This is a genomic window from Modicisalibacter sp. 'Wilcox', assembly GCF_010993675.1.
Taxonomy (GTDB): domain Bacteria; phylum Pseudomonadota; class Gammaproteobacteria; order Pseudomonadales; family Halomonadaceae; genus Modicisalibacter; species Modicisalibacter tunisiensis.
This window is the reverse complement of the sequence record NZ_WNXF01000010.1, coordinates 112006-133659: the sequence shown is the minus strand read 5'-3', so window position 1 is coordinate 133659 and position 21654 is coordinate 112006. Positions and strand designations below refer to the sequence as shown.

The 21654-nt window shown below is 62.4% G+C and carries 19 protein-coding genes; 16 read left to right on the top strand and 3 right to left on the bottom strand.

The window, feature by feature from the left end; translation table 11 throughout:
- The first annotated feature begins 15 nt into the window (after positions 1-15).
- The 4 genes from G7A98_RS10960 to G7A98_RS10945 all read left to right on the top strand — a co-directional run bounded on the left by G7A98_RS10960 (position 16) and on the right by G7A98_RS10945 (position 6394).
- Positions 16-672 carry a hypothetical protein gene (locus G7A98_RS10960; RefSeq protein WP_163649713.1) on the top strand — a complete coding sequence of 219 codons (657 nt, stop codon included), beginning with the start codon at positions 16-18 and terminating at the stop codon, positions 670-672.
- Entirely contained in the window at positions 672-4364 is a 3693-nt protein-coding gene (locus tag G7A98_RS10955; protein WP_163649712.1) for a glycosyltransferase family 1 protein, read from the top strand. Before G7A98_RS10960 ends, G7A98_RS10955 begins: the two co-directional genes overlap by 1 nt.
- Positions 4354-5775: a hypothetical protein gene (locus G7A98_RS10950; protein WP_163649711.1), complete on the top strand. Its 1422-nt coding sequence runs from the start codon at positions 4354-4356 to the stop codon at positions 5773-5775. Before G7A98_RS10955 ends, G7A98_RS10950 begins: the two co-directional genes overlap by 11 nt.
- A gap of 394 nt (positions 5776-6169) precedes the next feature.
- The gene (locus G7A98_RS10945; protein WP_346427273.1) at positions 6170-6394 is read left to right on the top strand and encodes a hypothetical protein; all 225 of its coding nucleotides are present in this window, start codon (positions 6170-6172) and stop codon (positions 6392-6394) included.
- Between the two features lie 86 nt (positions 6395-6480).
- On the opposite strand, the gene G7A98_RS10940 is transcribed toward G7A98_RS10945, so the two are convergent.
- Complete coding sequence (locus G7A98_RS10940; protein WP_163649709.1) at positions 6481-8208, bottom strand: SLC13 family permease; 1728 nt, start codon at positions 8206-8208, stop codon at positions 6481-6483.
- 132 nt (positions 8209-8340) lie between these two features.
- Here G7A98_RS10940 and G7A98_RS16620 point away from each other — a divergent pair, with 132 nt between their 5' ends.
- The 12 genes from G7A98_RS16620 to G7A98_RS10880 all read left to right on the top strand — a co-directional run bounded on the left by G7A98_RS16620 (position 8341) and on the right by G7A98_RS10880 (position 19311).
- The gene (locus tag G7A98_RS16620) at positions 8341-9192 is read left to right on the top strand and encodes a helix-turn-helix domain-containing protein (RefSeq protein ID WP_240464735.1); all 852 of its coding nucleotides are present in this window, start codon (positions 8341-8343) and stop codon (positions 9190-9192) included.
- A gap of 127 nt (positions 9193-9319) precedes the next feature.
- On the top strand, positions 9320-10222 hold the full coding sequence (gene cysD, locus G7A98_RS10930; protein WP_163649708.1) for a sulfate adenylyltransferase subunit CysD: 903 nt from the start codon (positions 9320-9322) through the stop codon (positions 10220-10222).
- A gap of 79 nt (positions 10223-10301) precedes the next feature.
- Positions 10302-10646 (top strand): four helix bundle protein, encoded by a 345-nt coding sequence (locus G7A98_RS10925; RefSeq protein WP_163649707.1) that lies wholly within the window; start codon positions 10302-10304, stop codon positions 10644-10646.
- A gap of 69 nt (positions 10647-10715) precedes the next feature.
- Complete coding sequence (gene cysN, locus G7A98_RS10920; protein ID WP_163649706.1) at positions 10716-12620, top strand: sulfate adenylyltransferase subunit CysN; 1905 nt, start codon at positions 10716-10718, stop codon at positions 12618-12620.
- Positions 12621-12857: 237 nt separating this feature from the next.
- Positions 12858-13646, top strand: coding sequence for a 3'(2'),5'-bisphosphate nucleotidase CysQ (gene cysQ, locus G7A98_RS10915; protein WP_163649705.1), 789 nt, complete (start codon positions 12858-12860; stop codon positions 13644-13646).
- Between the two features lie 30 nt (positions 13647-13676).
- Positions 13677-14936 carry a GDP-mannose 4,6-dehydratase gene (locus tag G7A98_RS10910; RefSeq protein ID WP_163649704.1) on the top strand — a complete coding sequence of 420 codons (1260 nt, stop codon included), beginning with the start codon at positions 13677-13679 and terminating at the stop codon, positions 14934-14936.
- A gap of 64 nt (positions 14937-15000) precedes the next feature.
- Positions 15001-15354 carry a four helix bundle protein gene (locus G7A98_RS10905; RefSeq protein ID WP_163649703.1) on the top strand — a complete coding sequence of 118 codons (354 nt, stop codon included), beginning with the start codon at positions 15001-15003 and terminating at the stop codon, positions 15352-15354.
- An 80-nt stretch (positions 15355-15434) separates the two neighbouring features.
- Positions 15435-16352, top strand: a complete 918-nt coding sequence (gene rfbD / locus G7A98_RS10900; RefSeq protein ID WP_224420233.1) for a dTDP-4-dehydrorhamnose reductase — start codon at positions 15435-15437, stop codon at positions 16350-16352.
- A 51-nt stretch (positions 16353-16403) separates the two neighbouring features.
- The gene (rfbC, locus tag G7A98_RS10895) at positions 16404-16979 is read left to right on the top strand and encodes a dTDP-4-dehydrorhamnose 3,5-epimerase (RefSeq protein WP_163649701.1); all 576 of its coding nucleotides are present in this window, start codon (positions 16404-16406) and stop codon (positions 16977-16979) included.
- Entirely contained in the window at positions 16976-17851 is an 876-nt protein-coding gene (gene rfbA, locus G7A98_RS10890) for a glucose-1-phosphate thymidylyltransferase RfbA (RefSeq protein ID WP_163649700.1), read from the top strand. Before rfbC ends, rfbA begins: the two co-directional genes overlap by 4 nt.
- A 53-nt stretch (positions 17852-17904) precedes the next feature.
- Positions 17905-18051 carry a hypothetical protein gene (locus tag G7A98_RS10885; protein ID WP_163649699.1) on the top strand — a complete coding sequence of 49 codons (147 nt, stop codon included), beginning with the start codon at positions 17905-17907 and terminating at the stop codon, positions 18049-18051.
- Positions 18052-18090: 39 nt separating this feature from the next.
- Positions 18091-19311, top strand: a complete 1221-nt coding sequence (locus G7A98_RS10880; RefSeq protein ID WP_163649698.1) for a glycosyltransferase — start codon at positions 18091-18093, stop codon at positions 19309-19311.
- 91 nt (positions 19312-19402) lie between these two features.
- Here the strand turns inward: G7A98_RS10880 and G7A98_RS10875 are convergent, their stop codons facing one another.
- Positions 19403-20257 (bottom strand): glycine betaine ABC transporter substrate-binding protein, encoded by an 855-nt coding sequence (locus G7A98_RS10875; protein ID WP_163649697.1) that lies wholly within the window; start codon positions 20255-20257, stop codon positions 19403-19405.
- 37 nt (positions 20258-20294) lie between these two features.
- Entirely contained in the window at positions 20295-21572 is a 1278-nt protein-coding gene (locus tag G7A98_RS10870; protein WP_163649696.1) for a Xaa-Pro peptidase family protein, read from the bottom strand.
- Positions 21573-21654 lie beyond the last annotated feature (82 nt).

Genomic DNA, 21654 nt, shown 5'->3' with positions numbered 1-21654 from the left:
ACAATGGATGCAGAGATGGATATTGACCAGCTTCGCCGCCGACACAAGGCGGAGCTGGTGGAAAGGGCGCTGAATATTTTTCGCCCGGAAGACACTGATCAAGCAGCGAAGTCCTACTGGCTAGAAAGGCTCCTGGAAGGCCATGATGTACGCCATATGCTGGAACAGATAAAGCATGGACACACTCATGATCACGAAAAAATCCGATTCGACAATATTGAAAAATGTATTTCGAGTGGCAGTGTCGAAATCATTGACCAAGACCTGGAGTTTCATGCCGACGGTCGCCGCAAGCTGTTGATCAATGTTGAGAACCGCTCGACATCAATCTGGAAAACTTCTCCCGAAAAGCCACTTTTTGCAGCCTATCACTGGTATGATGATGAAGGAAATGTCCACGACCTTGATGGCAAGCGTACACTATTACCCAGACCAATTCTTCCGGGTGAAACATTGGCCATGGAGATGGATGTCGTCGTACCGACTTCCCCAGGCGACTACCAGTTGATGGCGACGATGGTGATGGAAGATCAGTTCTGGATGGAAGAAAAAGAACTGAGTGTTCACCAGATGCCGCTAACAGTTCTGGAGTATGACGGCGATGGGCTGACCCGACATGCGCGTGCTCTCTATCAACAGCTCAAGCGCAGCACGATGGAGGTGGCCCACTGATGCGCATCGTCATTGATATGCAAGGTTCCCAGACAGAAAGCCGGTTTCGGGGGATTGGTCGTTATACGTTGTCTCTTACCCAGGCAATCGTGAAGAACCGGGGGGCGCATGAGATAATTCTTGCACTCAACGGCTTGTTTCCGGAGACGATTGAGCCAATCCGAGGCGCTTTTCAGGGTTTGCTACCGCAGGACAATATTCGCGTTTGGAACGCCCCTGGGCCGGTTTTCGAGGCTAATCCGGAAAATGACTCCCGCCGGCTAGTCGCGGAGTTGGAACGTGAGGCCTTTCTGGCGAGCCTGAACCCGGATATAGTGCATGTTCACAGTCTCTTCGAGGGATTCGGAGACGACGCCGTATTGAGTGTCGGCCGATTTGATCGTCAGACCCCGGTCAGCATAACGCTGTATGATCTGATACCGCTGCTTTATCCTCAACAGTACCTCGAACCCAACCTTGCTTTTTCCCGCTACTACGCCAACAAGATTGATCATTTCAAGCGCGCCTCACTGTTTCTTTCCATTTCGGAGTCGTCCAGCCAGGAAGCAATAGATCATCTTGGTATTGCTGCCGAGAAGGTGGTTAATACCTCCGTGGCGGCAGAAGATAGCTTCCGCCAAGTGGAAATTTCAGAGGTTGAGGCCAAGGCCTTGACCGAAAGGTTTGGTGTGACTCGGCCTTTTGCCCTGTACAGTGGCGGGGCGGACCAACGCAAGAATTTGCCTCGTCTGATTAAAGCTTACGCTAGCCTACCCAGCGAGACTAGAGCGACGCACCAGCTGCTATTTGCCGGCAAGATGCCTCGGGGCAATATTGCCGAGTTACAACAAGTGGCTGAGCAAGCCGGGCTTGGTAACGACGAACTTCTTTTTACAGGCTTCGTGTCTGATGAAGAGCTGGTGAAGCTCTATAACCTCTGCAAGTTGTACGTCTTCCCGACCTGGCATGAGGGTTTCGGCCTACCGGCACTGGAAGCGATGCAGTGCGGCGCTCCCGTCATTGGTGCCAACACCTCGAGCCTGCCCGAGGTGATTGGCCTGGATGAAGCGCTCTTTGATCCCATGAGTGTGGAATCCATCTCGGCCAGGATGGCCCAGGCCCTGAACGATGAGCCCTTCAGACAGCGACTGATCACCCATGGCGAGCGGCAGGCCGGGCTGTTTTCCTGGGACGCTTCCGCCAAGCGAGCGATCGCCGCCTGGGAGGCTCTTTATGCGAGCCGCGACGAAAGGGCTAGAAGCGGCACGAAATCTGGGCACCTGCACAGGGAGCCGCTTGAAAGGGCCATCATTGGTCACTTGGACCGCCCCAGTAAGCTGGTATTGAGCGAGATCGCCAGTAGCCTTGCCCTCAACCAGCAGGCCGGCTTGACCCGCCAGCTGTTGCTCGATGTCTCCGAGATCCGCAACAACGATGCCGCCACCGGCGTGCAGCGTGTGGTGCGCAGCTACCTTCAGGCGCTGTTGCAGTACCCTCCCGCCGGCTTCCAGGTTGTGCCCGTCTACGCCACGCGTGAAGAGGGCTATCGCTACGCCTGGCAGTTGGCTCGCCACTACGGAGTAGAACTGCCCGAAGGCCTGAGCCAGCAGACGCTGGATGATGAGGCGCCCATCCACTGGCAGCGGGGCGATATCTTCTTCGCGCTGGATATGCAGCATCATGTGCAACTGGCCCATCAGGCATTCTTCCGCCAGTTGCAGGCCGACGGCGTCACGGTCAAGTTCCTGGTGCACGATCTGCTGCCCATCCAGCTGGCCGACCTGTTCAAGGATGACGACGCCCGGCAGCTTCATGAACAGTGGCTTGCCATGGTGGCAGCCACCGATGGTGCTATTTGTGTCTCGAAGGCGACTGCCGATGCCTTCGATGCGTGGATCTCGGAAAACAACGTCTTCCGCACACCCGGCTTTCGCATGGCCTGGGTACACAACGGCGGTGATCTGGCCGGCTCCAGGCCCTCCACCGGCATCCCGGCGGAGGCCGAGGCGGTGCTGGCCAGCATTCATCAGCGCCCGACGTTCCTGATCGTTTCCACGCTGGAGCCGCGCAAGGGGCAGGAGCAGCTGTTCGACGCCGTCCAGGCGCTCTGGGCGCAAGGGCAGGACGTCAACCTGGTGCTGGTCGGCAAGCAAGGCTGGAAGATCGACGCGCTGGCCAGCCAGCTCCGCGAGCATCCCGAGAATGGCAAACGGCTGTTCTGGCTGGAGGGCATCAGCGATGAATACCTTGAGAAGGTCTACCAGGACAGCAGCGCCCTGGTGGCAGCCAGCATCAATGAGGGCTTCGGCCTCTCGCTGATCGAGGCGGCCCGCTACGGCATCTCCATCATCGCTCGGGATATCCCCGTGTTCCGTGAGGTCGCCCAGTCCAGCGCCTTCTACTTCCAGGGAGCAACGGGCGAGGCATTGGCCGAAGAGCTGAGCCAATGGCTGGACTTGTACCGCCAGAGCGCACAGCCGAAATCAAGCACGCTGCGCTGGCAAACCTGGGCACAAAGTGCCGAACAGCTCAAGCAGGAGCTGGTGGCCGAACGCTACCCCCGGCGGCAGTTGCTCGTCGATATCTCCGAGCTGGTGAAGCATGACGCCCGCAGTGGTATTCAACGTGTGGTGCGCAGCATCCTCACGGAATGGCTGCGCCACCCGCCCGAGGGCTACCGGGTGGAGCCGGTCTACGGCAGCGTGGATGACGGCTACCGCTATGCCCGGCGCTTCACCCTGGACTTCATGGGCTGGCCCTCCGCCACGCTGGAAGACGAACTGATCGACTACGCGCCAGGCGATGTGTTCTTCGGCCTGGACATGCAGCTCCAGGTGCAGATAGCCCAGCAGCCCTTCTATCAGCGCCTGCGCCGCCAGGGTACCATAGTCAAGTTTCTACTCTATGATCTGCTGCCAATCCAAATGCCGGAATGCTTTCCGGAAGGTAATGAGGAAGGCTTTACCCAATGGCTTCGCTCCATCACCGCCACCGATGGCGTGATCTGTATTTCGCGCACTGTGGCCAACGAGCTGCGTGAGTGGGTGAACGAACACGGCCCCACCCGTGAGCGCCCGCTGCAGATCGACTGGTCACACCTCGGAGCCGATATTGATGACTCCGCCCCCAGCAAGGGCATGCCGGACGATGCCGCGCAACGGCTGGCAACGCTGGCATCCCGCCCCAGTTTCCTGATGGTCGGCACCCTGGAGCCGCGCAAGGGCTACACCGATACCCTCGACGTGTTCGATGCGCTATGGCGCCAGGGCGAAGACATCAACCTGGTGATCGTCGGCAAGATGGGCTGGAAGGTTCAGGAACTCGCCGAGCGGATCAAGAACCACCCGGAATACGATCGCCGGCTGTTCTGGCTGGCCGGCATCAGCGACGAGTATCTGGAAAAGGTCTACGAAGCCAGTGCTTGCCTGATCGCTGCGTCCTACGGAGAGGGCTTCGGCCTGCCGTTGATCGAAGCCGCGCAGAAAGGCTTGCCGATCATCGCGCGGGATATTCCGGTATTTCGTGAGGTGGCAAGAGAACATGCAACTTACTTCCCCCAGAACATGAAACCCGAAACGGCGGGAGAAATCATCTCGCAGTGGGTAAAAGCGTATCGACTAGGAGAAGCGTGCAGCTCCAACTCTATACCATGGCTGAGATGGACTGAAAGCTCAAACTTCCTGTTTTCAAAAGCCATCTCGGATGAGCCGTGACACTATTTTCTCCAACACCTTACAGGTTATCAAAAAAAGCGTCTTTAAATTTGATTTTATGAAAAAATTTTCTGTTACTTACCTGCATGTAGGCACCGATAAGACCGGAACCTCGTCGATACAAGAGATGATGGAAAAGTCACGCATAGAACTGGAAAAAAGAGGAGTTGCTGCTTACCCTCCTCCGCACACATCACTTCCTCTTGGCGGCTATTTCTATGATGACCCTACGCGTTATGTCCATTTTGTTGAACTCGGCATCACAGAAAAGGAGGCTGCAAAATCAAGGGCAAAAAAAGCACTTCAAGACTTTATGAAATGGATTGAGAAAGCGGCCCCTTGCGAGCGCCTTGTTCTTTCTTACGAAGGGTATGCAACCATGGAAAAAGCCGCGCTAGAAAAGATGCGGATTTTTTTAGAAAAACATTCCCGCAGCATAAACATTATATATTACTTCAGACCCCCAGCTTCATATCTAAGGAGCGCAATAAGCCAAAGCGTAAAGTTTGGAAGGGACCCCTACAAACAACTGCCAATTGTTAACCACAAAGCCAATATAGAAAAGCTTGAGTCAGTTTTTGGCAGAAAGAACATAATCCTAAGAAAGTATGACTCTTTTTCTCTAGCAGGAGGAGATGTAGTAAACGATTTCTTGAAAGTTTGCGATATTAATAGCGATTACATTAAACGCACAAAAAATGAAAATGAATCGCTGAGCGATGCCGGCGTAAGCGTGGGGCTTGAAATAATTCGACAGCTTAAAAAAGAATGTGTATATGACACCTTCTTCCCCGCCCATTTTTATAGTCTATTTGGTCGCTTCTTGAACTCTATTCCTGGAGGAGAAATACCGATTGACTTGATCGACCTGGAAAAAGTCGCCGAAGCTTCAATGGAAAGCGCAGATTTTTTGAAAAAAAATTATGGAATGTGTTTGAATGACGATAGCGGTTCATACATAGAAATTAAAAAAAGCGAAGCAACCACAAGCAGTAAGCAAGAAGCCCTCATTAAGTGGTTGGTAACACAGTCACTGAGCTTTTCTGATGGAAGGGGAGAAATAACACTGGACAACCCCCCGCTAAAAACACAAGCTGGCGAAAAGTTATACGCAGACTGCACCATTATTAACAATAGCTGTAATACATGGTACTCTACAACAAAAAACCCTATCAATATTGGATACTTTTGGACCGACTCTTTGGGAGAAAAGTGGAGCGCACTGAAAAACAGAGCCTCCCTTCAACTTTCCTCTCTGCACCCCAGACAGGCTTATAGAAGCGAGATATCACTTTTCTCGCCTACCCAGCCAGGAAGTTATAGACTTGAAATATCTCTCGTAAGGGAAAACCAGTTCTGGTTTGAAGAAGTAGGATTTACCCCGCTATCACTATCAGTTGATGTAACTTAAACACTTTCCCAAAATCTGACGCACTCAAGGAGAATCAGTAACATCTCGCTTTCCTCATAGCACCGAAAACATCTCGGGTAAAGACAATTTGTGAAACTTCCCAACGATGACTAATTATGTAAAAGCCATCAACTTCCAAGAAGATAGCGCGAGACAATGACATAATTTCAGAGAGCCCCTGCATTCGGCACCAGCGGCGCTCACAGTCTAGAGGACAGATTACTGATGGGTCTGCGTGGCCTTCACTACAATGTTTTTACCATGATGCGTGAGCAGAAGGAGGTGTCTCAGTTGCCGCTCATCCTAGACTGCCGTCCCAGCATGGCAGCAGCGCCTTGGGAGTGGTAATAATGCTGATCGCCGCCGCTCGTCGCAGACAAGCCCTGCTGATCGGGTGGCGCGAGGATTTGCCCATCATTCAGCAGCTTTGAGTTTGAAGCACGCCATTGTCGAGATGGATATCACAGATGGCCTCCGTTTCGCCCTGGCCAGCGTAGATATCGTGCATCTGCGTCCTTCCGGCAATGCGCCGGAGATGCGTTGTTATGCCGAGTCGTCCAGTGCCGCCGGGGCTGAAGTGCTGGTGGCACACTGCCTGGGAGGGCTGTGCGAGGATTGAGACACTCCATCACGGGCAACAACCATTCCTCGACAGGTTTCCCCGTTTATCCGGAAAGGCGCTGATGTCTCGGTTATGGGGGCTGTTCAAAAGTTGAAGATCAGCGGCGTCAAGATCAGCACCGCAATCGAATAGGTCAGACTGACCGGCAAGCCAATGCGCAGGAAGTCGCCCAGCGCATAGCGCCCGGGTGAATAGACCATCAGGTGGGTCTGGTAGCCGTAGGGAATCAGAAAGCAGGCACTGGCCCCATAGGCCACGGCCATGATGAAGGGCATGGGGTCGGCACCGAAGGCCTGCGCGGTCGACCAGGCGACCGGGAAGGCCAGCGCGGCAGCGGCGTTGTTGGTGACGGTTTCCGTCAGCACCAGCGCCAGCAGGTAGCAGCCGATGAAGGCAGCATACACGCCATGCCCGGCGAACAGCCCCTGCATGGCGTGGGCCATCAGGGTGGCGGCGCCGGAGTGTTCCAGTGCCTGGGCGATCGCCAGGGCCGAGCCGATGATCAGCCACAGCTCGAACGGAAAGCGCCGGCGCAGCTCCGCCGGGCTGAGCACGCCGCCGACGAGCAGCGCCCCCAGCAACAGCAGCAGCCCCTGAAAGAGCGGCAGCACGCTCATTGCCGCCAGGCCGATCACCGCCGCGAAGCCGGCCAGCGTCAGGCCGCTCTCCCGGCGGTTGAGCCGGGGCCGCGTCAGGCTGCCGCTGAGCAGGTGGAAGTTGCGGTCGAGGTTGCGATGCTGGTGGAAGTCGCTGCCCACCGCCAGCAGCAGGCAGTCGCCGGCGCGCAGCGGAATCTTGCCCAGCTGCCCTTCCAGGCGCCTTCCGCCCCGGCGAATGCCCACCACCCCGGCGTCGAACATGCTGCGAAAGTCCACCGCCTGCAGCGTGCGCCCGGCCAGCTCCGACTCATGGGAGATCACCACCTCCACCAGGTTGGTCGCCAGCAGGTCGCCGGCCGGGCGGCCGAACAGGCGCAACCCCGGGAAGCGCTGCAGCGCCTGAACCCGGTTGACCTCGCCGGTGAACACCAGCGTATCGCCGGCTTCCAGCACCTCGGCCGGCCCGACGGGGCTGATCAGCCGCCCCTGGCGCTCGATCTCCAGCAGGTAGAGCCCGTCCAGGCTGCGCAGGCCGTTGGCCTCGATGCTGCGGCCGATCATCGGCGACCCGGCTTGCAGATCGGCCGCCAGAAAGTAGGCCAGCGCATCGGCCGCCGCCTCGGGCTGGTGATGTGGCAGCCGCCGCGACTGCCACAGCAGCACGAGGAAGGTCACCGCCGCCACCGGCAACCCGACCCAGCTGAACTGGAACAGGCTCAGCTCGAAGCCGGCCGTGCTCATCGTGAAGGAGTTCACCACCAGGTTGGTGGAGGTGCCGACCAGGGTCGTCATCCCGCCCAGGATCGACGCATAGGACAGCGGGATCAGCAACCGCGAGGGCGCGATCCGGCGCTGACGCGAGATCGCCCCCAGGAAGGTGGCCACCACCGCGGTGTTGTTGAGAAAGGCCGAGAGCACCGCACTGGTGCCCATGACCTTGAGCGTCGCCCGCTCCGGGCGGCCGTTGACCAGATGATTCGAGACGCGCTCCAGCAGCGGCGAACGCTCCAGCGCCAGCGACACCAGCAACAGCAGCAGCAAGGTGGCCAGGGCCGGGTTGGTGTACTGGCGCAGCAACGTGGCCGTGTCCACCAGCCCCATCAGCAGGTAGACCCCGGCCAGGCCGACGAAGCCCATGGCGGGCCGGACCCGGCCGGCAACCAGCAAAACCAGCAAGGCGGCCAGGGAGAGTAGTACGGCCCAGGGTGTCATCGGTGGTGTCCTTGGTGGCTGAACGCGTGCTTGTGCGATTCTACGGCGGGTTTTATGCTTAGTCTAATTAAGGCAGACTCAATGAGCCTTTATTTTAAATTATCCGTTTATTTTCAATAATTTGAAAACACATTGAGCACTAAACATTTTTCGCCTGAAACGCTCAACGCGCGCCGGTTGCAGGCCGTTCGCCTGCGGCTCGACGGCATGACCGTCGCCGAAACGGCGCAACGCACCGGACTTTCGCCGCCGACCGTCTCCGCCGCCTGGAAGGCCTTTCGCGAAGGCGGCTGGGAGGCGGTGCCGGTGCGTCCCCGCGGGCGGCCCGCCGGGCAGGGAGCCACGCTCGGCGACGCACAACGCCGCCAGCTGGCACAACGGCTCGCCGAGTGGCCGCCCGGCGATCAGCCGGGCTGGAGCGCGCGCACCCTGGCCCAGTCGCTGGGTGATAACGACGATGCAGAAGTCGACGCCTCGCCGGGCGACGTATCGCCGGGCGTCGCTTCGCCGGGCGTCGCCTCGCCGGGCGTCGCCTCGCCGCGTGCCGTCGAGCACTGGCTGACCCGGCAGGATCTCAAGCCGGCCCCGCTGGACCTCGCCGGCCTGGAGCGACGACGCTCGATGGCGGGGCGCTGGTACCGCCGGCAGGTACTGCCGGCCATCGCCAGCCACAGCCCCGGAGGCGGCCACGTGTGGCAGGCGGGCGCCCGGGTATGCGCCGCGACACCGGGTCACCCCCGCCGTTACCAGCTCTTCGCCCACGGCAAGCGGGACATGCTGTACACCCGCTGCTTCACGGCGCCGCCCCGCGCCGACGATTACCTGCAGCTCTTCACTCGCCTGCGGGCCAACGGCGGCAACGTCGTGATCTTTCGGGGTGCCGACCTTACGGCAAGCCCGGAGATAGATCGCTGGCTTGAACAAAACCCGCAAATGCATCTTGTGACGTTACCCGTCGGGCTACTCCCGAGCGGTAAGAGATAAGCGGTAAGCCGTAAGCGTTAAGCGGTAAGTAACCCCCGTTCCAAAGGGTTTGGTTTTCGCCGCGAAGCGGCAGACTTTTAGCTTACGGCTTACGGCTTACCGCTCGATAACCAAGGACTGAGAACCCATGACATCATTAACCCACCTGCAACGGCTCGAGGCCGAGAGCATTCAGATCATGCGCGAGGTGGTCGCCGAGGCCGAAAACCCCGTGATGCTCTACTCCGTCGGCAAGGACAGCGCCGTGATGCTGCACCTGGCGCGCAAGGCCTTCGCCCCCGGGCCACCGCCCTTCCCGCTGCTGCATGTGGACACCCGCTGGAAGTTCCGCGCCATGTACGCGTTCCGCGACCAGATGGCCAGGGAAACCGGCATGGAACTGCTGGTGCACATCAACCCCGAAGGCATCGAGAAGGACATCAACCCCTTCACCCACGGCTCGGCGCTCCACACCGACGTGATGAAGACCGAAGGGCTCAAGCAGGCGCTCGACCAGTACGGCTTCGATGCCGCCTTCGGCGGGGCCCGACGCGACGAGGAGAAATCCCGGGCCAAGGAGCGCATCTTTTCCTTCCGTACCGCTCAGCACCGCTGGGACCCGAAGAATCAGCGCCCGGAACTGTGGAAGCTCTACAACACGCGCCGGCACAAGGGCGAGTCGATCCGCGTCTTCCCGCTCTCCAATTGGACCGAGCTGGACATCTGGCAGTACATCTACCTGCAGGACATCCCCATCGTGCCGCTCTACTACGCCGCCGAACGCCCGGTGGTGGAACGCGATGGCACGCTGATCATGGTCGACGACGAGCGCATGCCGCTGGAACCCGGCGAGGTGCCGATGATGCGCAAGGTGCGCTTTCGCACCCTGGGCTGCTACCCGCTGACCGGCGCCATCGAGTCCGAGGCCGACACCCTGCCGGCGATCATTCAGGAAATGCTGCTGACCCGCACCTCGGAGCGCCAGGGCCGGGTGATCGACCACGACAGCGCCGCATCGATGGAGAAGAAGAAGGCGGAAGGGTACTTCTAGGCGCGGAGCGCCTAGAAGAGCTGTAAGGCCCGAAGCCGTAAGCTGTAAGCAACCCCAACAGCTTGCAGAGGTGGCGATCATGAATTTCGAGAAGCTTCAGGTATGGCAGCGCTCCGCAAGGCTGTCGGCGGAACTCTACAAGGCTCTGCGACACCTCCGGGACTTCGGCTTCAAGGATCAGGTCACGCGAGCCGGCTTGTCCATACCCAGCAATATCGCCGAAGGAATGACGCGCTATACCCCCCGGGACAAGCGGCACTTCTTGGTTATCGCAAGAGGTTCATGCTCCGAGCTGCGCACGCAGATCTATATCGGCATGGATATCGACTACATAAAAGCCCAGCAGGGACGGCGGTGGCTGCAAGAGACTCGAGAAATCTCTTCCATGCTGCACGGCCTCATCTCCTCGCTGGACAATGAGTAACTCGCTGATGGCTAACAAGCTGTTTTTCCTTACAGCTTATCGCTTACAGCTCACAGCTACAGGTTTGACATGTCTCATCAATCCGGCCTTATCGAGAGCGACATCGAAGAATACCTGAAGGCCCACGAACACAAGGGCCTGCTACGCTTCATCACCTGCGGCAGCGTGGATGACGGCAAGAGCACGCTGATCGGCCGTCTGTTGTTCGAGTCCAAGCTGTTGTTCGAGGACCAGCTGGCCGCCATCGAGGCGGACTCGAAGAAGTACGGCACCCAGGGCAGCGAGATGGATTTCGCCCTGCTGGTCGACGGCCTGGCCGCCGAGCGCGAACAGGGCATCACCATCGACGTGGCGTACCGCTTCTTCTCCACCGACAAGCGCAAGTTCATCGTCGCCGACACCCCGGGGCACGAGCAGTACACGCGCAACATGGTCACCGGCGCGTCCACCGCCGACGCCGCCATCCTGATGGTCGATGCCCGCCACGGCATCCTGACCCAGACCCGGCGGCACAGTTTCCTGATGTCGCTGATCGGCATTCGCCATATCGTGGTGGCCATCAACAAGATGGATCTGGTGGACTACGCCCGGGAGCGCTTCGAGGCCATCGTCGAGGCGTACCGCGAGTTCGCCCGGCAGCTGGGCCTGACCGACATCACCTTCATCCCCATGTCGGCGCTCAAGGGCGACAACGTCATCGAACACGGCCATCACATGCCGTGGTACCACGGCCCGACCTTGATGGCCTACCTGGAAACCGTCGCCGTCGACGACCAGCGTCACCAGCAGGCCCCGTTCCGCCTGCCGGTCCAGTGGGTCAACCGCCCCAACCTGGACTTCCGCGGCTTTGCCGGCCACATCGCCAGCGGCCGCGTGCGCCCCGACGATGCCATCCGCGTACAGCCGTCCGGCAAGACCAGCACGGTCTCGCGCATCTACACCTTCGACGGCGATCTGGACGAGGCCGTGGCCGGCCAGTCCGTCACCCTGCTGCTCGACGACGAGATCGACATCTCGCGCGGCGACGTGATTTCCGGCGCGGACTCGCCGGCCCAGACCGCCGACCAGTTCGAGACCACGCTGGTCTGGATGCACGAGCAGCCGCTGCTGCCCGGGCGCCCCTATCAGATGAAGCTCGGCACCCAGACCGTCACGGCGACCGTGAGCGACATCAAGTACCAGATCAACGTCAACACCCTGGAACACGCGGCCGCCAAGCAGCTGGAGCTCAACGGCATCGCCGTCTGCACGCTGAGCCTGTCGCGCCCGGTGGCCTTCGACCCCTACCGGGAGGTACCGGATACCGGCGGCTTCATCCTCATCGACCGCATGACCCACAACACCGTCGGTGCCGGCATGCTGCACTTCGCCCTGCGACGCAGCCAGAACATTCACCGCCAGCCGGTGGATGTCGACAAGCCGGCCCGGGCGCTGGCCAAGGGCCAGAAGCCGGCCGTGCTGTGGTTCACCGGGCTCTCGGGGGCCGGCAAGTCGACCATCGCCAACCTCGTCGAAAAGAAGCTGCACGCCGGCGGCCGGCATACCTACCTGCTGGACGGCGACAACGTGCGTCACGGCCTCAACCGCGACCTCGGTTTCACCAATGCCGACCGCGTGGAGAACATCCGCCGCGTCGGCGAAGTGGCCCGGCTGATGGTGGATGCCGGGCTGATCGTGCTGACCGCCTTCATCTCGCCCTTCCGCAGCGAGCGCCAGATGGCGAGCGACCTGGTCGAGGCCGACGAGTTCCTCGAGATCTTCATCGACACGCCGCTGGACGTCGCCGAGGACCGCGATCCCAAGGGGCTGTACAGGAAGGCCCGGCGCGGCGAGCTGAAGAACTTCACCGGCATCGACTCCGCCTACGAGGCCCCGGAGGCACCCGACCTGCACATCCGCACCACCGAGATGAGCAGCGACGAGGCCGCCGAGGCCATCATAAACCTGCTGCGCGAGCGCCGGCTGATCGACTGAGCCCGGCGACGCCCGGAGCTGTAAGTCCGGGCGAAGCCCGGAGCTATAAGCTGTAAGCCTTAAGTTCGCCGCTGCGCGGCGTACCCCCAGGAACCCGGCAAAGGGAACTCTTACAGCTTAAAGCTTACGGCTTACGGCTTATGGCTTACGGCTTATGGCTTACGGCTTACGGCTTACGGCTTACGGCTTACGACTCGTCCACCACGCTCAGACATGCCACTCAGCAATGGAAACCCCATGACTTACGAACAACTGCTCGGCGCTGTCGAACACATCGCCCTCGAAGCCGGCCGCGCCATCATGGCCGTCTACGCCCGCGAGTTCACCGTCGAGGAGAAGGACGACCGGAGCCCGCTGACCGACGCCGACCAGGCCGCCCACGACCTCATCGTCGCCGGCCTCGAGGCCCTGCCCGATGACATTCCCGTGCTGTCCGAGGAGGACGTCGAGGGCTTTCCCGGCAGCGACGCCCGGGGCCGTTACTGGCTGGTGGACCCGCTGGATGGCACCAAGGAGTTCATCAAGCGCAACGGCGAGTTCACCGTCAACATCGCGCTGATCGAGCAGGGCCGCCCGGTGCTCGGTGTGGTCGTCGCCCCCACCCTCGGCGTCAGCTACCTGGCGGCCGAGGGCGTCGGCGCCTTCAAGGTGAGTCAGGACGGCGAGCGCCGGGCCATTCGCGTTTCGGGGGCCCCGGCAGCGGGCGCCCCGTGGCGCGTGGTGGGCAGCCGCTCGCACCCGAGCGCCGAGACGACCGCCTGGCTGGACAGGCTCGGCCCGCACGAGATGGTGGCGATGGGCAGTTCGCTGAAGCTCTGCCTGGTCGCCGAGGGCGCCGCCGACGTCTACCCGCGGCTGGGCCCCACCTGCCTGTGGGATACCGGCGCCGCCCAGGCCGTGGTCGAGCAGGCCGGCGGCCGCGTGGAAACCCTGCAGGGCGAACCGCTGCGCTACGCGAATCCCGAAGAAACGCGCAACCCCCACTTCGTCGTGTGGGGTGGCGCGAGACGGCCAGATGCACCATAAGAAAACCATGCCGCTTAACGGGAGGTCTCGATGAACATCCTTGTCACCGGCGGTGCCGGTTTCATCGGCTCCGCCGTGGTGCGCGAGCTGATCCACCATACGTCGCATCACGTCACCAACGTCGACAAGCTCACCTACGCCGGCAACCTGGAATCGCTGGCCGCGATCGAGGACAGCCCGCGCTATCGTTTCGTGCAGGCGGATATCGTCGATGCCGAGGCCATGCACCGCGTGTTTCGGGAATGCCAGCCGGACGTGGTGATGCACCTGGCCGCGGAAAGCCATGTGGACCGCTCCATCGATGGCCCGGCCACCTTCATCCAGACCAATGTGGTGGGCACCTCGGTATTGCTGGAAACCGCCCGGGCGTACTGGCAGGCGCTCAAGCAGGATGACCCGACGAAGGCGGCCGGCTTCCGCTTCCATCATGTGTCCACCGACGAGGTGTATGGGGACCTGGGGGAGAGTGAGGCGTCAGGCGTGAGGGGTGAGGGGAGAAGCGGTGAGGCGTTAGGCGTGAGGGGTGGGGGGAGAAACGGTGAGGCGTTAGGCGTGAGGGGTGAGGAGCCTCCCCTCACCAGCGAAGCGCTCACTCCTCACCCCTCACCGGCGAAGCCGCTTTTCACTGAAACCACCCCCTATTCGCCCAGTTCGCCGTATTCCGCCAGCAAGGCGGGCTCGGACCACCTGGTCCGCGCCTGGCAGCGCACCTTCGGCCTGCCGACGCTGGTCACCAACTGCTCCAACAACTACGGGCCGTATCACTTTCCCGAGAAGCTGATCCCGCTGATGATCCTCAACGCCCTGGCCGGCAAGCCGCTGCCGGTGTATGGCGATGGCGGCCAGATCCGCGACTGGCTCTATGTGGAAGATCACGCCCGCGCGCTGGTCCAGGTCGCGACCCGGGGCACGATCGGCGAGACCTACAACATCGGCGGCCACAACGAGAAGACCAACCTGGAAGTGGTCGAGGCGATCTGCGAGATCCTGGACGAGCTGGTCCCGGCTGAGGAGAGAGGGGTGAGGGGTGAGGCACATATCCCCTCACAAGCGAAGCGCTCCCCCCTCACCCCTCACAAGGAACTCATCACCTTTGTCACCGATCGCCCCGGCCACGACCGGCGCTACGCCATCGACGCCTCGAAGATCAAGCGCGAGCTGGGCTGGCACCCGCAGGAAACCTTCGAGACCGGCCTGCGCAAGACGGTGGCGTGGTACCTGGAAAACCGGGAATGGTGGCAGCGGGTGCAGGACGGCAGCTACCAGGGGGAACGGCTGGGTGTGGTGTGAGGAGGAGTGAGGAGTGAGGAGTGAGGAGTGAGGAGTGAGGAGTGAGGAGTGAGGAGGAGAGCCTATGCGCAAGCACCAGCAGCTGCGAGCGTGGCAGGAATCGATGGAACTGGTTTCGACGATTTATGCTCTGACAGCCACCTTTCCTGCTGAAGAGCGATTCGGCCTGTCCAGTCAGATGCAGCGCGCCGCTGTGTCCGTACCCAGCAATATCGCGGAAGGAGCGGCGCGTGGAAGCAAGGCCGACTTTCTCCGGTTTCTCTACATCGCCAGAGGATCGCTCAGTGAAGTCGAAACCCAGCTGCTGATCGCCCAGCGCCTGGGCTATCTCAATGACCTATCGACCACCGGCCCCCAGCTTGACTCCGTGTTCAATTTACTGGGCGGTCTTATCAAACACCTCAAGTTGACCTCATGACCTACAACGCCTCATCACTTTCTAGCGAAGCACCTGCCCCTCACCCCTCACCAGCGAAGCGCTTACCCCTCACGATCCTCGTGACCGGAAGTACCGGCCAGGTCGGTTTCGAACTGCAGCGCCAGCTTTGCCTGCTGGGCACGGTGCTGGCGCCGACGCGTCGGGAGCTCGACCTGGCGGATGCCGACGCCGTGGCGCAGTGGCTGGAAACCCACCAGCCGGACGTGATCGTCAACGCGGCAGCCTACACCGCCGTGGACAAGGCCGAGGACGATCCCGAGCTGGCCCGGCGGCTCAACGCCGAGCTGCCGGCGCAGTTGGCCGAGTACAGTGCCGAACGTGGCCAGTGGCTGGTGCATTACTCCAGCGATTACGTCTACCCCGGCAGTGGCGATGCCCCCTGGCAGGAACAGGATGCCACCGGTCCGCTCAGCGTGTACGGCCGCACCAAGCTGGCCGGCGACGAGGCGGTGCAGGCCAGCGGCTGCCGGCACCTGATCTTTCGGACCAGCTGGGTGTACAGTGCGCGCGGGCACAACTTCCTGAAGACCATGCTGCGCCTGGGCCACGAGCGCGAGGCTCTGAACGTGGTGGACGACCAGATCGGCGCGCCCACCCCGGCCCGCTTGATCGCCCAGGTCACGGCCTTGGCCCTTCACGCCTCACTCGTCACGCCGCACGCCTCACCCCTCACCAGCGAAGCACTCACCCCTCACCCGGCGTTAGCCGGTACCTACCATCTGGCCCCGCGCGGCGAGACCAGCTGGTGCGGCTTCGCCCGCGAGATCTTTCGCCAGGCCGCGGCCGCCGGGGTCCCCCTGGCGACCACGCCCGAGCGCGTCGCGGCCATTCCCACGGCGGACTACCCGACGCCCGCGACTCGGCCGCTCAACTCCCGGCTGGCGGTCGACAAGCTGGAAGAGACGCTGGGCGTGCGCTTCCCGGACTGGCGCACAGGGCTGGCGTTGACGCTGCAGGAAGTCATGGACCGCGGGTGAACCGCCGATACTGAAGCAAGGACTGGGATAAAAAGGAGTGGAATACCGATCATGGGCCTTTCCATCGAGACGCTGGCCATACCCGAGGTCAAGATCATCACGCCGGCTCGCCATGGCGATGAACGCGGCTTCTTCTCGGAGAGCTGGAGCCGCCCCAGATGGCACGAGGCGGGCATAACCCTCGACTTCGTTCAGGACAACCATGCCTATTCGGCGCAAGCAGGCACGCTGCGCGGGCTGCATTTTCAGGTTCCGCCCTTTGCCCAGGCCAAGCTGGTGCGCGTGGTCCGCGGCGCCATCCTGGACGTGGCCGTGGACCTGCGCCAGGGCTCGCCGACGTTTGGCCAGCATGTCAGTGCCGAAATCTCCGCGCGCCAGGGCAACCAGATCTTGATTCCCGAAGGGTTCGCCCATGGCCTGCTGACCCTGGAACCGGATACCGAAGTGCTCTACAAGGTCACCCAGGTCTATTCCCCGGCGCACGACAAGGGCCTGCGCTGGAACGACCCCGACCTGGCGATCGACTGGCCGATCACCCGCCCGGTGTTATCCGAAAAGGATCGGCAGCAACCCTGGCTGCGGGACCTTCCACGCTATTTCGAATTACCCACCAGCGAGGCGCCATGATCTCCAAGGGCATCATCCTGGCCGGCGGTTCGGGAACCCGGCTCTATCCCATCACCCGTGCCATTTCCAAGCAGCTGCTGCCGGTCTACGACAAGCCGATGATCTATTACCCGCTGAGCACGCTGATGCTGGCGGGGATTCGCGACATCCTGATCATCACCACACCCCATGATGCGGAAGGCTTCACTCGCCTGCTGGGCGATGGCAGTCAATGGGGGCTGTCGTTGCGCTATGCCGTTCAGGCCTCCCCTGGTGGTCTGGCCGAGGCGTTCATCATCGGGCACAACTTCATCGGTTCGGACGGCTGCGCCCTGGTACTGGGCGACAACATCTTCTTCGGCCACGGCCTCACGAGCACCTTGCAGCAGGCGGCGAGGCGCGACTCCGGCGCGACGGTGTTCGGCTATCAGGTCCGCGATGCCCAGCGCTATGGCGTGGTCGAATTCGATGCGCAGGGCACGGCGCTGTCCATCGAGGAAAAGCCGTCGCGTCCGCGCTCCAACTGGGCCGTCACCGGGCTCTATTTCTACGACAACGCGGTGGTCGATATCGCCCGAGGCCTCCAGCCCAGCCCCCGCGGCGAGCTCGAGATCACCGACGTCAATAACCACTATCTGCAGCATGGCGCCTTGCAGGTGGAACGACTCGGTCGCGGCTTCGCCTGGTTCGATACCGGCACCCATGACAGCCTGCTCGAGGCCAGCAGCTTCGTGCAGACGGTCGAGAATCGCCAGGGCCAGCATATTGCCGTTCCCGAGGAGATTGCCTTCCACCAGGGGTGGATCGACCGCGAACACCTGGCGCGCCTGGCGGCGGGATTGAGCAAGAACGCCTATGGCACCTACCTGGCCGAGCTGGCCGGGGACACCTGATGCGCCGGCCTCGCGTGCCGCACCCACGGTGGCTCTTTTACCGGGCCACCGTCATGATCAGCGCCTATGTGATCGCCGAGATCGCGCCGGGCCTGGCCGCTCCGTGGCAGTGGCCGGCTTACGCCTTGGCGAGCCTGCTGCTGGCTTGGGCGCTGTCCGGCATGATTGCCCATGCCCGGCGGCATTGGCGGCGTCGCTGAGCCGGATACTGTTTTTCTTTTCTGTCGGGAGCCGTCGCGGTGAAGCCCAATAGCCGAATCCTCTTTCTACATGTCAACTTCCCCGGGCAGTTTCGCCACCTGGCTCCGGCCCTTCACCAGGCCGGCCATGACGTACGCGCCGTTACCCTGAACGCGCCCCCCGAGAGCGCGTTTCCCGTCACCCGGGCGACGCTGCCACGCGGCAACCCGCCGGACATCGACCCGCTCCTGCGCCAGCTGGACAGCAAGATCATTCGCGGGCGTGCCACCCAGGCCGTGCTGCAAGCCTGGCGCGACGAGGGCTGGGTACCGGACCTGGTCATCGGCCACGCCGGCTGGGGCGACATGATGACGGTGCGCGAGCTCTTTCCGGACAGTCGCTGCCTGGGGTGGTTCGAGTTCTATTACCAGGCCACGGGGCTGGATGCGGACTTCGATGCGGAATTCCCCGTAAGCGAGGAGGCGCGTCTGCGGATTCGCCTGAAGAACCTGTGGCCGCTCTGGATGCTGGAGCACGTCGATGCGGGGATCTGCTCGACCCACTTTCAGAAGGCCACCCATCCACAGGCCTATCACGACAGGCTGCATGTCATCCATGAAGGGATCGATACCCAACGCTTTCGGCCCAACGACAAGGTCAGGGTCTCGCTGGGGGACCGGCTGACCCTGACGCGCGACACGCCGGTGGTCACGTTCGTCAATCGCGACCTGGAACCCTATCGCGGCTATCACGTCTTCATGCGGGCACTGCCCGAGATCCTGACACGCAACCCTGACGCCCACGTGTTGATCGTGGGGGGCGATGGGGTGAGCTACGGCTCGGCACCCGGGGATGGCCGCCGCTGGAAGACGGTCTTTCTCGAGGAGGTCGCCGCCGGGCTCGACGAGCGCCGGGTGCATTTCCTGGGCAGGGTGCCGCACGACACCCTGACGGCACTGATGCAGCTGTCCCGGGCGCATGTCTACCTGACCTACCCGTTCGTGCTTTCCTGGTCGCTGCTGGAGGCGATGAGTTGTGCGGCGCCGATCATCGGCTCCGACACGGCCCCGGTTCGCGAAGTCATCACCTCGGGCGAGAACGGGTATCTGGTGGATTTCTTCGATCGCCAGGCGCTGGTCGATGCCGTCAGCGAGGCCCTGGCGCATCCCGAGGCGATGGCCCCGTTACGCGACCGGGCGCGTCGCACCATCCTCGATCACTACGACCTGCACACCCAGTGCCTGCCCCAACAGCTGGCCTTGATCGACAGCCTGCTGTGAGGGGGCCTCCCGCGCACGGGCCCGCCGAATCCCGGCGGGCCCGCTGACGAGCGACACGGCGCGGGCGTGCCCCGCGCCTGCTGTCAGGCCGTCACTTGGCCGCCAGCCATGTCTCGACCAGCTCGCGGTTGGCCGCCAGCCAGGCCTCGACGCCCTTGTCGGGATCGCCGGCGTCCTCGATGCTCAGCATCAGCTCGGCCAGCTGGGCGTGGCTCATGTGCCAGGCGTCGAGCATGGCGGTGACATCCGGGTGGGCATCGCCGAAGTCCTTGCGCGACATCCACTTGATGTCATCGCCGCCGCCGTAGGCCTGCTTCGGGTCCTTCAGGGGCTTGAGGTCGTACTGGGCGTAGGCCCAGTGGGGCTGCCAGAGCGTGACGGCGATCGGCGCCTCCTTGCGGTAGGCCTCGTCGAGCGCGGCGATCATCGCCGGGCCGGAGCTGTTCAGCTGGCGGAACGGCAGGTCGTAGGCCTCGATCGCGTCGTCGGTCTCGCCGGCGATCGCCGCGCCGGACTCGATGCCGATGACCGTCGGCTGGCCCTGATAGTCGAAGCGCTCGGCCGCGGCCTTGAGGTCCGCGATGGTGTTGATGTCGTCCAGATAGGCCGGCACCACCAGCTCGTCCTGCGCGCCCTCGTACCAGCTGTCGTGGACGTCGATGCGGTCCTTGTAGGGCCTGAGGTACTGGGCGTCGCCGTTGGGCAGCCAGACCTCCAGCGAGACGTCGATGTCGTCCTGCGCCAGGCCGCTGAAGATCACGCTCTTGCCGGTGGAGGTCAGCTCGACGTCGTAGCCCTGCTGCTCGAGCAGCTGCTGCCACAGGTGCGAGACGGCGATGTTCTCCGACCAGTTGTTGGTGCCGATGGTGATCGTGTCGGCCGCGGCAGCCGTGCCGGCGGCACCGGCCAGGGCCAGGGCGAGACAGGTGGTCTTGAGTGCGTTCATGGGCTTCCTTCAGTGGGAGTGAACGGGAGGGACGGGATCAGTCCAGCAGGTCGTCAGCGTAGCCGTAGGTCGAGAGCCGGTCGATGCCGCTTTCGGTGATCAGCACCTGCTCCTCGAGCTTGACGCCCTCGCTGCCGTCGCGGTGGCCGATGTAGGCCTCGACGCACAGCGTCATGCCCGGCTCGATGGCACCGTCGTAGCCGACGTCGTCCCAGTCCATGTCGTGGGCGATCAGCGGCCATTCGCCGGTCATGCCGCAGCCGTGGACGATATCCAGATAACGGTTCTCGCGGTAGCCCTCGGGGATCGGCCAGGCGCGCCGCGAGTACTCGCGAAAGCTCATGCCCGGCCCGAGCAGGGCGATGTTGCTCTCCAGCTGGTCGGCGGCCATGCGATACAGCGCCTTCTGGGCCGCGCTCGGCGCGCCGGCGCCGGGAACATGGAAGGTCCGCGAGAAGTCGGTGTAGTAGCCGAAGCAGCCGACGATGTCGGTATCGAAGGCGACCAGCTCGCCGGGCGCGATGACCTTGTCGGAGCACTCCTGAAACCACGGGTTGGTGCGCGCGCCGGACGTCAGCAGGCGCGTCTCGGCGTATTCGCCGCCGGTCGCCAGCACGTGCTGGTTGAAGATCGCCCACAGCTCGTTTTCGGTCATGCCGGGACGCAGGGCCGCCTCCATGCGCGTCATCGCGGCTTCGGTCAGCGTCACCGAGCGGTGGATCAGCGCCAGTTCGTCGAGGCTCTTGACCGATTTGGCGCCCTCCATGATGACGGCCGCGTCGGACACCGCGAAGCCGGCCTCACTCAACGCGGCGAACGCCCCGGTGGGGGCCGACTCGACGCCGAGCCGTCGCCCCTGAGTGGCGGACTGCGCGAACAGCGCGCGGATGTCGTCGACGAACGCCGCGGTATGGCGGGCACAGTGCGGGCCACTGTACTGCGGCATCACCGCCCGCGCCGGGCGCACGTCGTCGAGCAGCGCGAGATCGCGGGCCAGGTGCAGGCAGGCGCTGAACTCGAACAGCACCACCGGCCCCTCGGCGGCCACGTAGAGATAGCGCGCCGGGTTGCGCTGGGAATAGACCTGCATGTTGCGGGAACCGCAGGCGTAACGGATGTTGATCGGGTCGAACAGGATCACGGCATCGAGGCCGTGGTGGCGCATCTGCTGGCGCAGCCGTTCGAGCCGATAGCGCTCGACACGTTCGATCAGGGCCGCGTCGATCGCGCGTTCGCGAAAGGCGCCGCTGGCGTAGCCATCGGCATCCAGGGTGTGGCCGGCGGGTTCGCCGGCCAGGGCAACGATCTGGGACATGGAGTTCGCTCGGTCGCTTGCAAAAAGTCGGGAATCGCTTTACCCCCACAAATCGCCACTTGGGCGCTCTCACCGTGGGAGC

What these genes read in the sequence shown, in the direction of transcription:
- G7A98_RS10960 (WP_163649713.1), top strand. Translation starts at nt 16, where the DNA reads ATGGATATTGACCAGCTTCGCCGCCGACACAAGGCGGAGCTGGTGGAA.
- G7A98_RS10955 (WP_163649712.1), top strand. Translation starts at nt 672, where the DNA reads ATGCGCATCGTCATTGATATGCAAGGTTCCCAGACAGAAAGCCGGTTT.
- G7A98_RS10950 (WP_163649711.1), top strand. Translation starts at nt 4,354, where the DNA reads ATGAGCCGTGACACTATTTTCTCCAACACCTTACAGGTTATCAAAAAA.
- G7A98_RS10940 (WP_163649709.1), bottom strand. Translation starts at nt 8,208, where the DNA reads ATGACACCCTGGGCCGTACTACTCTCCCTGGCCGCCTTGCTGGTTTTG.
- cysD (WP_163649708.1), top strand. Translation starts at nt 9,320, where the DNA reads ATGACATCATTAACCCACCTGCAACGGCTCGAGGCCGAGAGCATTCAG.
- G7A98_RS10925 (WP_163649707.1), top strand. Translation starts at nt 10,302, where the DNA reads ATGAATTTCGAGAAGCTTCAGGTATGGCAGCGCTCCGCAAGGCTGTCG.
- cysN (WP_163649706.1), top strand. Translation starts at nt 10,716, where the DNA reads ATGTCTCATCAATCCGGCCTTATCGAGAGCGACATCGAAGAATACCTG.
- cysQ (WP_163649705.1), top strand. Translation starts at nt 12,858, where the DNA reads ATGACTTACGAACAACTGCTCGGCGCTGTCGAACACATCGCCCTCGAA.
- G7A98_RS10910 (WP_163649704.1), top strand. Translation starts at nt 13,677, where the DNA reads ATGAACATCCTTGTCACCGGCGGTGCCGGTTTCATCGGCTCCGCCGTG.
- G7A98_RS10905 (WP_163649703.1), top strand. Translation starts at nt 15,001, where the DNA reads ATGCGCAAGCACCAGCAGCTGCGAGCGTGGCAGGAATCGATGGAACTG.
- rfbC (WP_163649701.1), top strand. Translation starts at nt 16,404, where the DNA reads ATGGGCCTTTCCATCGAGACGCTGGCCATACCCGAGGTCAAGATCATC.
- rfbA (WP_163649700.1), top strand. Translation starts at nt 16,976, where the DNA reads ATGATCTCCAAGGGCATCATCCTGGCCGGCGGTTCGGGAACCCGGCTC.
- G7A98_RS10885 (WP_163649699.1), top strand. Translation starts at nt 17,905, where the DNA reads ATGATCAGCGCCTATGTGATCGCCGAGATCGCGCCGGGCCTGGCCGCT.
- G7A98_RS10875 (WP_163649697.1), bottom strand. Translation starts at nt 20,257, where the DNA reads ATGAACGCACTCAAGACCACCTGTCTCGCCCTGGCCCTGGCCGGTGCC.
- G7A98_RS10870 (WP_163649696.1), bottom strand. Translation starts at nt 21,572, where the DNA reads ATGTCCCAGATCGTTGCCCTGGCCGGCGAACCCGCCGGCCACACCCTG.